The organism is Nocardiopsis sp. NPDC058631, assembly GCF_042716955.1.
GTDB lineage: Bacteria > Actinomycetota > Actinomycetes > Streptosporangiales > Streptosporangiaceae > Nocardiopsis.
Genome location: NZ_JBHXQY010000160.1, coordinates 1 through 8,608 on the forward strand (window position 1 = coordinate 1; position 8,608 = coordinate 8,608).

The following is an 8,608-nucleotide window of genomic DNA, read 5'->3' on the forward strand; positions in this document are numbered from 1 at the left end:
GGTCGCCCAGAGTCTCGTGGAGCTATGGGGATTCGAACCCCAGACCTCCTCCATGCCATGGAGGCGCGCTACCAACTGCGCCATAGCCCCGTGTGCCGTACGGCAACGGTTTGAGTCTATCGGACCTGGGAGGGTGGGACGAACAGGCGGGGTGTCGGGCGCCCCACACGGGTGCGGGGCGCCCGATGTGCTCAGCCGACCCCGCCGTGGAGCGGGTAGGCGGCGCCTGCCGCGAAGCACGCGGCGACCAGGAGGAGCGTGGCGAGGATGAGCAGTACGTCCCACCGGTCGGCCCTGAGGTAGGCGAGGCGGATGCGGCGCCCGTCCGGGTGTTCGGACGCGTAGGTGAACCCCTTGGTCTCCAGTGCCTCGACCGTGGTCCGGGTCCGCTTCGCCGTGTTCAGCATGAGCGGGTAGAAGGCGTTGACGACGGTGGTGCCGGTCCGCACCACGACGCGCCAGCCCAGGAGGCCCGGGGAGGCCAGGGGGGCGGCGCGCAGCCGGTACCCGTCCACGACGGTGTGGAACTCCTCCATGAGCACGGGCAGCATCCGGTACCCGTAGCTCACGCCGAAGCTGAGCATCGCGGGAGCGTGGAGGCTGAGCAGGGCGTCGGAGAGCTTCTCCGGGTCCAGTGACACGAAGGCGGCCATGCTGGCGAGGCTGATCGTGGCGAGTTTCAGCGTGAGTTCGACCAGCGCGAGCACGGTGGTCATGTCGCCGTCGAAGAACCACGCGGCGAACAGCACGTAGAGGCTCTCCAACACGAACCCGATCAGGAACAGCCCCAGGACCAGCGGTCCCACGCGGCTGAGCACCACGGCGGCGGCGCAGACCGCGAACAGGCAGGCGAGCACGGTGATGTTGTGGGTGAACCAGGGCACGACCGCGAAGATCAGGTACCAGCCGACCACGAACCTGGGGTCCCGGCCCGCGAGCATCCCGCCCCGGGTCGCGTAGGCGGTGCGCAGGAGTTCGAGTTTGACCCACTCCACGGAGAGCGTGTCGCGTTCCTTACGCACGTTCCTCACCTCCCACGGCGAGCAGGCCGCCCAGCCGGCCGAGGAGTTCGTCCACGGACAGCGGTGGCGGGTGGATGTCCAGCTCCAGGCCGAGCTGGGTGATCTGGGGCGCCAACAGGCCCGCGGACTCCATGAGCCGCCGGTCGGCGAACAGCCCGGCGGGGTCGGTGTCCGCGGCGATGCGTCCGCCGTCGAGCACCACCACACGCTGGGCCCACTCGGCGACCAGGTGCATGTCGTGGGTGGCCACGACCGTGCACCGGATGGTCTCGGCGAGCGCGTCGAGCATCGCGATGACGGCGTCGCGGCTGGCGGTGTCCAGGCTGGAGGTGGGCTCGTCCAGCAGGAGCAGGGACGGGCGCATGGCCAGTCCGACGGCGAGGGTGGCCCGGCGCTGCTGGCCACCGGACAGCAGTCGGCCGTCGCGGTCGGCCAGGTCGGTCAGCCGGACCCGCTCCAGGACCTCGGCGACCAGGGCGTCCGTGTCGGGGTGCCCACGTCCCCGGGGGAACATGGCCACGTCCTCGTACACGCTGTCCTTGAGGAACATCTGTTCCGGGCGCTGGTACAGGTAGCAGACCCGGTCGGCGAGGGCTGCGGGGCGCACGGTCCGGGTGTCGGTCCCGCCGACCCGGACGGTGCCCTCCCGGGGCACCTTGAGGCCGGTGAGCAGGCGCAGGAGCGTGGACTTGCCCGCGCCGTTGCCGCCCACGAGGACGACGCGCTCTCCTTCGCGCAGGGTCAGGTCGAGTCCGTGCAGGACCTCGGACAGTTCCCCGCCGACCTCGCGGTAGCCGTGCCGGACCCCGACCAGTTCGGCGACCGGTTCGCCCGTGCCCTCCCGCTCCCCCGCCGCTCCGTGCTCCGCCGGTGGGGCGGACGGGGGCGCGACGGTGGCGGGGAGCCGGTCGCGCAGGTGTTCGGCGGCCTCCGCCACGGTCAGCGGCACCGGCGCGTCCGGAACCAGGCTCCTGGTCAGCCGCACGATCTGGGGTGCGGGCACGCCGTGGCGGTCGAGCTCCTCGGCGCGTTCCATCGCCTCCCGGACGGGCAGGTGCCACACGGGCGCCCCGTCGGCCATCAGGACCACCGAGCGGGCGTACCGGGCGACGTACTCGGCGTGGTGCTCGATCACCACCACGGTGGTGCCCAGGCGGGAGTTGATGTCGGCGAGCGCCTCGTAGATGGCGGTGGCGCGGGCGGGGTCGAGTTCGGCGACGGGTTCGTCGACCACCACCACGTCGGGGCGCAGCGCCATGACGCTGGCCAGGGCGGTCAGGTGCTGCTGGCCTCCGGACAGCTGCCACGTGAACCGGTCGGCGATGGGGGTGAGACCGAAGATTTCCATCGCCTCCTCGGTGCGTTCGGCGTGGTCGGCGAGTCCGAAGTTGACCGGGGCGAACGCGATCTCGTCGCGGACGGTGGGCCGGACCAGCTGGTTGCCGAAGTCCTGGTAGACGTAGCCGACCCGGTGGGACAGGGCGCCCACGGACATGGCGCGGGTGTCTTCGCCCAGTACCCGGACGGCGCCGTCGAAGGTCCCCGACCAGTAGTGCGGGACCAGGCCGTTGAACGTCTTGCACAGGGTGGTCTTGCCCGAGCCGTTGCCGCCGACGACGGCGGCGAAGTCCCCCCGCTCGATCCGCAGGTCCACGCCGCGCAGGCTGTCGCGGTCGGCTCCGGGGTAGCGGAAGGAGAGCCCCTGGACCTCGATCGCGGGGGCGCTCACGGGCGCTCTCCGCGGTCCTGGGCGGCGCGCTCGCGGCGCGAGCGGACCACGAACCGGACCGTGATGACGAGGGCGACGAGGACGATGACCGCGGCGGACGCTCCGATCCACAGGAAGCGCTGACCGTACTGGTCGATGAAGTCGGGTTCCCACACCCCGAAGTTGTCCACGATCTCGGAGGTGAACGCCGCGATCATCGACACGAAGGCCAGGAAGAGCGCCAGCAGCAGGAACGCGCCGGTGCCGCGACCGGAGAGCGGGATCGGACGGGCGGGGTCGCGCGGCGCGAGGCCGAGCAGGGGTTCGATCTTGCCGTACAGGCGCGGTGCCAGCGCCATGGCGGGGAGTGCGCCGAAGAGGATGCCGCTGATGACCAGGTCGGTGGTGAAGCCGATGCCCTCCAGCAGCAGGATCGACTCGGGCAGGCCGGACACGTATTCGGCGTCCTCGACCCCGACCATGACCTTGCCGATGTCGACGACCGCGGACAGCAGCTTGTCCACGACGACGACGGTCACGCTCGCGGCGAACAGCTGTCCGCGCCTGCGCGGGTCGCGCACGAGGCAGCCCGCGATGTACAGGGCGAGGAACATCTGGAGGTAGCCCTCCAGCTCGCCGAGGCCGGAGAAGTCGCCCATGAGCAGGTCGACGAAGACGATCTCGCCGAGCGGGGCTCCCAGGGCGGCGTACAGCGGGTGGAACAGGGACACCATGATGACCGGTACGAAGGCCAGGTAGGAGACGGACAGCTCGACCGGGCCGATCCGGACCTCCGGCAGCACCTCCGTCAGGATGTTGGCGAGTCCGAAGAGGGTCATCGAAAGGACGAAGACCATCAGTTTCTGGCCGGAGTTGAGCTCGGGCGGTCCGGAGGGGACGCGGACGTCGGGGGGCGTGGCGTGGCGGGCGGGGTCGGACATGGTCGGCCTTTCGGCGAGGGGGAGGGGCTGGTCAGGGGGCGAGGGGCGCGGGCGCGTGGGCCCACAGGCCCAGGAGGTCGTCCATCTCGTCGATGACGTGGGTGGGGCGCTGGAGGGCGGCTCCGGCGAGGGCGGCGTCGATCCGGTCGTCGGCGGCGGATCCGCCGCGCACGATCACGGAGACGCCGACCCCGGCCCGGTGCGCGGCGGCGGTGTCGCGCCAGGGCTTGTCCCCGACGAACCAGGTCTCGGCGGGGTCCGCGTCCAGCGCGGTGAGCGCGGCGCGGACGGTCGCGGGGTCGGGTTTGCGCCGGCCCAGTTCGTCGGAGTACACGTGGGCCCCGACCAGGTGGTCGATGCCGAACCGTTCGAGTTCCTCGCGGACGGCGCGACCGCACACGGTGTTGGAGACGATGCCGACGGGGACGCCGCGGTCGGCGCAGAACTCCAGCACCTCGCGGACGCCGCGGCGCATCTCCGCGTGGCTCTTGGAGCGTGCGTACTCCAGGGTGAGCTGGGCCGACTCGGCGTACAGGAAGGCGCGGGCGCGGGCGGGCAGGTCGCGGCCGACCATGTCGTACCAGAAGGCGCGCGGGGTGACCTCGGGGATCGGCCCGTCCTCGGGGTGCGCGGCCTTCCAGTCGCGGTAGCGGTCGCGGCCGTCGAGGACCAGGGCGAGGACCTCGTCGGTGGTGGTGGTGTGGCCGGCCCGGTCCAGGCGCGTGGCGAGGCTCTCGGCGAAGGCGCGCTGGGCCTCGGGCGTGGGCGCGGAGACGGCGATGACTCCGCCCTGGTCGAGGAGGAGCGCGCCGGGGACCCCCCGGGCGTTCCCGTTCCGGTCGACGCGGACGGGGGCGGTCGGCGGGGCCGGGTCCTCGGGCATGCTGCGCCGGAGCGGGTCCACCAACCCCTCGGGGGTGTCGAAGACCGCGTCCGCGGTCTCGCGGACCGGGTAGGGCGGGGTGTCGGTGTGGTGGTGACGGGTGAGGACGGCGGCGGCGACACCGGCACGGCGTCCGGCGACGACGTCGCGGTCCTGGGTGTCCCCGACGTACCAGCAGTGTTCGGGAACGGTGCCGAGGGCGCGGGCGGCCAGGGCGATCATCTCGGGGTGGGGCTTGCGGATGCCGACCTCGTCGGAGTAGATCTGCACGCCGAAGTACTCCTCCAGGCCGGCCTGGCGCAGGATCCTGCGGTGGGAGCGGCCGGAGTGGGCGTTGGAGACCATGCCGACCCGGACGCCGAGGGACCGGGCCGCGTCGAGGAGGTCGCGCACACCGGGGCGCACCTCGTGTTCGGACAAAAGGGGCGACATGTCGGCGAGGAGCCCGGCGGCGCTGCCCGCCAGTGTCTCCCGGACGGGCGCGTCCAGGTCCGAGGCGAGGAAGTCGGTCCAGATGGTGCGGTGGTCCAGTTCGAGCGGGGCCCGGCGGCGGCCGGCGGCGTTCTTCCAGTCCTTGAGTGCGGCGAGGCCGGCGTCGAGGGAGCCGCGCAGGGTGTCGGTGTCGACGTCGTGTCCGGCCCGGAGGAGGACCTCGTGCAGGTGGCGGGCGACGTCGGCCCGCCCCTCGGGCCGTTTGCGGGTCTGGAAGACCACTCCGCCGAAGTCGAGGAGAAGGGCGTGGGGGCGTCGTCGCAGGGCGGGGATGGCCGTGTCCAAGAGGTCTCCTACCGGGTCGGATGTGCGTTCACCTGTGACGCTAGGTAGGGTCCGCTGATATGGGGAGTCCGTGCGGTGGCCCGATGGGAAACGAAACTGGAACGTTCCAGATTCGGGGGAACGGCAGTCGCGGGAGCGCGCCACAATAAAGGGGTGACGAGAACGAAGGAACCGCCCGGGCGCGGTCGGCGGCCCACCATCGTGGACGTGGCCGCCGCAGCCGGGGTGTCCAAGTCCCTGGTGTCACTGGCGCTGCGCGGTGACCGCGGGGTGAGCGAGGCGACCAGCGCCCGGATCCTGGCCGCCGCCGAACGGCTCGGCTACCGCTCCAACACGCTCGCCCGCAGCCTGGTGCAGGGGCGGACCATGATGTTGGGCGTGCTCCTGACGGACCTGGCGAACCCCTACCACACCGAGGTCGTGGCAGGGGTCGAGGAGTCCGCCGACGCCGAGGGGTTCACCGTGCTCCTGGCCCACGGGCAGCGGGACCGCGCACGGCTGGCCCGGCAGCTGGACGCGCTGCTCCGGTTGAACGTGGACGGCGTCGTGGTCGTGAGCTCCTGGCTGGAGCCGCGGGCGCTGGCCGACGCGGCCGGCCGGGTCCCGGTCGTCATGGTGGGCCGCCCCGAGGAGTTCGCCCCGGGGGTCGACACCGTCGCCAACGACGACCGGGCGGGAGCCGAGGCCGCGGTGCGGCACCTCGCGGAGCTCGGGCACGAACGCATCGCGCACCTGGCGGGCAGCGGGCGCCCCGCCTCACGGGCCCGTCGCCGGGGCTACCAGGAGACCATGAGGGACCTGGGCCTGGCCGACCACGCGACGGTGCGGGAGATCGGCGACGCCCCGCACGGGCGCGAACGGGCCGCCGGCGCACTGCTCGGCACGGAGCCGACAGCGGTCTTCGCCGTCAACGACCTGGCCGCGCTCGCCGTGCTCGACCGCGCGTACACCGCCGGGACGACCGGGTTGTCGGTGGTCGGCTACGACAACACCTTCCTGGCCCAGACCGTGCGACCGCGTCTGACCAGCGTGGACCAGCCCCGGTCGGTGATGGGGAACCTGGCGGTGCGGCTGCTGTCGGAGCGCATGGGTGGACGCACCGAGGACCGGCACGAGGTCCTGGTCCCCCGGCTCGTCGTCCGCGACTCGACCTCCCCACCGGGCCCCCTCGCGGAGCGCGGTCCGCAGGACAGCTCCCCCTCCACGCCGCCGGAAGGCCGGGAGGGTCATCGGCCCAGTCGGGGTAGGAGGACACCATGAGCGACGCACAGGACCCGGTCGAGATCCTGACCCGGTGGGAGGACCACGGCGCCGTGTGGCGGGTGGTGGACCGGGCCCCGTCCCGGGTGACGGTCGCCCTGTGCAGGTGCGACGGCGGAGAGGAGGTGGACCGCCTGGTCTCCGACGACCCGGACCTCCTCTCCTTCGTCGACGCACGGGTCAGGACTCCGCGATCTCCCTGATCCGGTCCGGTCAGCGCCCCTGGCGCATTCCTGGGGACCCGGTTCGGACGAGGGTCACCACCGTGCCTGGCCCGAACCCAGCGCTCCCGCCGGGCGCGGCGCCGCGAAGGCCACTCCCTCCACCTCCAGCGGCATCCGGAGCCGCCGCGCCGGCCCCCACTCCGTGTCCTCGACCCCCGGGGCCAGGTCGTCGTCGGTCTCCGGGGCCGGCGTCTGGGAGTCGGGGGCGGCCGGGGCCCGGTGCCCGGTGAGGAAAAGGGCCGTGCGCGCCAGGGACAGCCTGGCGACGGAGCCGAGGCCGGTGTCGAGCCGCCGCCTCAGGCCCTCCAGAACCGCGTAGGCCATCAGGTACCCGGTGCCGTGGTCCAGGGCCTGGACCGGCAGGGGCTTGGGCGCGTCCAGCCCCCACTCACGCATGGCCGCGTCGGCGATGCCCGTGCTCATCTGCACCAGGCTGTCGAAGCCGCGCCTCGTGCGCCAGGGGCCGGTCCAGCCGTAGGCGTCGAGTCCGACCTCGACCAGTCCGGGTCGCGCCCCGCGGCGGACGGCGGCGCCCAGACCCAGCCCGTCGAGGGCTCCGGGGCGGTAGCCGTGCACGAGGACGTCACACCGCTCCAGCAACTCCAGCAGGCGCCCGCGCCCGCGCGCGTCGCGCAGGTCGAGCCGCGCGGACCGCTTGCCGAGCATGACCTCCGGGACCAGGCCAGGCTCGTCCCACCGGGGCGGGTCCACACGCAGGACGTCGGCCCCGAGCAGTGCCAGGAACCTCGTCGCCACGGGGCCCGCCAGGACCCGGGTGAGGTCGAGGACGCGCAGGCCCTCCAGAGGGCGCCCGCCCCCGGCAGGGGTCGGCACCGCCCCCGACCGGTCGCCGTCCTCCCAGGCGATGAGGGGTTCGGAGGCGACGCTCCTGCCCTGTTCGCCCGAGGCCCACTCGGCGGCCGAGCGCATGGCGGCCGCACATCCCCCGGCTTCGACGACCCGTGTCTCCAGCTCGGCCGCCTCCCAGCCGGCCACGGCCCGCGCCACCGGGTCGCGTTCGCCGGGCACGCCGAGGACGCGCAGGGCCGCCTCGCGGTGGGCGGCGGCGTTCGTGTGCAGCCTGATCCACCCGTCGCAGGTCCGGTAGTCGCCCGCGACGTCGTCCCAGGGGGACGGGGTACGCCATCCCACCGGGCGCAGGGACCACGCGAACCACATCGAGGCCAGGCGGCGGTCGACACGGACGTCCCGGTGGCGTCCGTCGGCCGCCGCGGCCAGGTCGGCTGCGGCGACCCCGGCGGCGCCGACGGACGCGGCGGCGAACTCCGTGACGGGGAGGACCGAGGGCAGGTTCCCGACCCCCGTGACCGTCAGCCGCCCCTGGGAGGGGGCCCGCCCGGAGGCCAGGATGCGCGCGGCCATGACCCGCGCGAGGTCTTTTCCGTCCGTGGGTCCGCTCGTGCCGTGGCCGCCGCCCATCGCCCCGCTCCTCTCGCCGGAAGGTCCATCACCGTACGCGAAGGAGGGCCGGCGGTGCGGTGGGGAGGCGGACGAAGCCCGCCGAGCAGGGTCGCCCCGAAGATCGGAGATGCACGGGGCCCGTCACGGGCCGCCCATACGCGTACCCCACCGACCAGCACGACCCAGACCACAAGGGGTTGCCGCGGGGGTTCGGGGGGTCTCCCCCAGAGGGAACGACGAAGGCGACCCCGCGAGCGCGGTCACGCGCGAGCAGGGTCGCCCAGAGTCTCGTGAACCTCGGGAGACGTGACCACAACCCGCAAGACGCGGCCTCACGTTGCAGGGGGACGCCCCACCCACCCCACCGACCC

7 protein-coding genes and 1 tRNA gene are annotated in these 8,608 nt (G+C 73.3%); 2 read left to right on the forward strand and 6 right to left on the reverse strand.

The features are described 5' to 3' along the window. Window positions 1-17: 17 nt before the first annotated feature. The 5 genes from ACFWTE_RS29075 to ACFWTE_RS29095 form a co-directional block, all read right to left on the reverse strand. A tRNA-Ala gene (locus ACFWTE_RS29075) sits at window positions 18-90 on the reverse strand. Between the two features lie 101 nt (window positions 91-191). After that, window positions 192-1,022: an energy-coupling factor transporter transmembrane component T family protein gene (locus ACFWTE_RS29080; RefSeq protein WP_378783119.1), complete on the reverse strand. Its 831-nt coding sequence runs from the start codon at window positions 1,020-1,022 to the stop codon at window positions 192-194. Further along, the gene (locus ACFWTE_RS29085) at window positions 1,015-2,751 is read right to left on the reverse strand and encodes an ABC transporter ATP-binding protein (RefSeq protein WP_378783120.1); all 1,737 of its coding nucleotides are present in this window, start codon (window positions 2,749-2,751) and stop codon (window positions 1,015-1,017) included. The genes ACFWTE_RS29080 and ACFWTE_RS29085 overlap by 8 nt, the downstream gene beginning before the upstream one ends. Further along, window positions 2,748-3,671 (reverse strand): cell division protein FtsQ, encoded by a 924-nt coding sequence (locus tag ACFWTE_RS29090; protein ID WP_378783121.1) that lies wholly within the window; start codon window positions 3,669-3,671, stop codon window positions 2,748-2,750. The genes ACFWTE_RS29085 and ACFWTE_RS29090 overlap by 4 nt, the downstream gene beginning before the upstream one ends. Window positions 3,672-3,702: 31 nt before the next feature. Continuing rightward, a complete protein-coding gene (locus ACFWTE_RS29095) occupies window positions 3,703-5,331 on the reverse strand; it encodes an HAD family hydrolase (protein WP_378783122.1) in 1,629 nt (542 codons plus the stop codon). A gap of 153 nt (window positions 5,332-5,484) precedes the next feature. Here ACFWTE_RS29095 and ACFWTE_RS29100 point away from each other — a divergent pair, with 153 nt between their 5' ends. Together ACFWTE_RS29100 and ACFWTE_RS29105 are read left to right on the forward strand one after the other, a co-directional pair. Then, window positions 5,485-6,591 carry a LacI family DNA-binding transcriptional regulator gene (locus ACFWTE_RS29100; protein ID WP_378783123.1) on the forward strand — a complete coding sequence of 369 codons (1,107 nt, stop codon included), beginning with the start codon at window positions 5,485-5,487 and terminating at the stop codon, window positions 6,589-6,591. Next, window positions 6,588-6,794, forward strand: a complete 207-nt coding sequence (locus tag ACFWTE_RS29105; protein WP_378783124.1) for a hypothetical protein — start codon at window positions 6,588-6,590, stop codon at window positions 6,792-6,794. Before ACFWTE_RS29100 ends, ACFWTE_RS29105 begins: the two co-directional genes overlap by 4 nt. A 54-nt stretch (window positions 6,795-6,848) precedes the next feature. On the opposite strand, the gene ACFWTE_RS29110 is transcribed toward ACFWTE_RS29105, so the two are convergent. Further along, window positions 6,849-8,255 (reverse strand): CoA transferase, encoded by a 1,407-nt coding sequence (locus ACFWTE_RS29110; RefSeq protein ID WP_378783125.1) that lies wholly within the window; start codon window positions 8,253-8,255, stop codon window positions 6,849-6,851. Window positions 8,256-8,608 lie beyond the last annotated feature (353 nt).